Here is a 1695-nt window from a genome sequence, read left to right on the forward strand (position 1 = left end):
GGGTATCGGGTTTGGGTGCTGGTGAGTTGTTCGCAGAGTTCGGCGATCGCCGTTGTGGCGCGGGTGGTTGGTAGCGGGTCCAGCCGGATGGTCAGGTAGCCGGGGGTGGTGGTGTCGATGTCCCCGCTGTTGGTGAGCGCCTGTCGGGTGAGGGTGTGGGCTTCCTGTGTTGCACGGGCGTAACCGGTGTTCGTGCGGATCTCCCTCGCGAGGGTGGTGGCGGTGTTGAAGGCTGCCATCCGGATCGCGTGGGTGATCAGCTTGACGTCGGTGTCCAGGATCTGCTGGCCTGGGGCGAGTTCGCCTAACGGGACTCTGGCGGGGATTTCCTTGTGCACGGTTTCTGCCCTGTCGAGGGCGGCCCCGGCGTCCGAGAGCGGGGCGTTGACCGCGTTCGCCATGGCGTTGGTGATGAGGACTTCCCCGGTTCCCGGGTCCGGGGTTCTCAGGTTCAGCATCGCGGCGTCCGTGTCGGCCAGTACCTGCGCGTAGTGGGTCCGGGCGGTGAGGACTTTTTGGTAGGCCTTCTTTTTCGCGGGGTTGGGTACCGAGCGGCCGGGGTCGTCATCGGTGCTGGTGTAGGCGTCGTGGGAATCGAGGTCGAAATGGATGCGGGCGTAGCGGAAGTAGTTTTCCTGCCGCCAGCGGGACCCGATCCGGTGGATCACCTCCCCGGCGGGTAGTTCGGTGTCCGTGGTGAGGATGTGGATCTGTCGGGTGCCCCCGCCGGTGGCGGGCACGGTACGGCTGATCTGACGCATCCGGAAGGCTTCCCCGGTGCCGGCCAGGGCCAGGTCAACGAGTGTGTCCGCGGCTGCCCAGGTTCTGGTTTCACCGTGCCCGTCAACATGGGTGACGGGCGTGAACAGGTCCTCGGTGATGTTTTCGGTGCCGCCTTTGCGCCAGGTGAGCACGTCAAACCCGTTCTCCGCCATGTGTTTGAACAGGGCTGGGGACCAGCCTCCGCGGTCGAAACCGACCAACACGCGGCGGTTATCGCCGATGATGGTGCGCAGGGTCGGCAGGAGCTGGCGCAGTTCCCCGGTCAGGGCGGCACCGGGTTCGGCCATCACCACCATCACCGGGGACCCGTTAGCGTCGGCGACCCAGGTTTCCTCGGTGGCCGGGGTGGGGAACTTCAGCCTCGTGGAGTGGACCTTCCCGATTTTCCTGCTGCCCTGGTAGGCGCGGACGTGCCCGTCAACGTAGAGAACGGCGGCGAGGCCCGAGCCGGGTTCACCGGTGTTGTTCAGGTGGTGGGTAGCCAGGGCGGTGATCAGTTCCCCGGCTTTGCCGGTTGCGGCCAGGTGCGTGATTTTACGGCGGATGGTTTTTACCTCCGGGGCCCGGTCCAGACCCAGCACCCGCCCCAGGGCTGCGGGATCGAACCGGGTCGCCCCCTCAGCCCGGGGCTCGCCGGCCAAAGCCCGCAGCACGGCATCGAGGAGAATGGTTTCCAGCCCGTAAAACCCGTCCGGCAGGGATCCAAAGACTGCCGTTGAACAGGCCAGCAGCCCGGTCTTTTCCAGGGCCGGCAACGCCAGAAACAGGCCGGCGAAGGGAACCCGGGCCGCCGGGGCAAAGACGGGGGCCGCGGATTCGAGCAACCCGGACCGGGCCGCTGCCCGCTCCCCGGTCCGGGCCACCGGTTCCGGCAACACCGGCAACACCGGCTCAGTAGCGGCCGCGGAGGTG

The 1695-nt window shown here is 67.1% G+C and carries 1 protein-coding gene; it reads right to left on the bottom strand.

Going from position 1 to position 1695, the window contains the following annotated elements:
- Positions 1-1695: putative transposase (locus IV498_RS18675; protein WP_269048572.1), on the bottom strand; the 1695-nt coding region annotated here is incomplete at both ends.

Source organism: Paenarthrobacter sp. Z7-10, assembly GCF_026932795.1.
GTDB lineage: Bacteria > Actinomycetota > Actinomycetes > Actinomycetales > Micrococcaceae > Arthrobacter_M.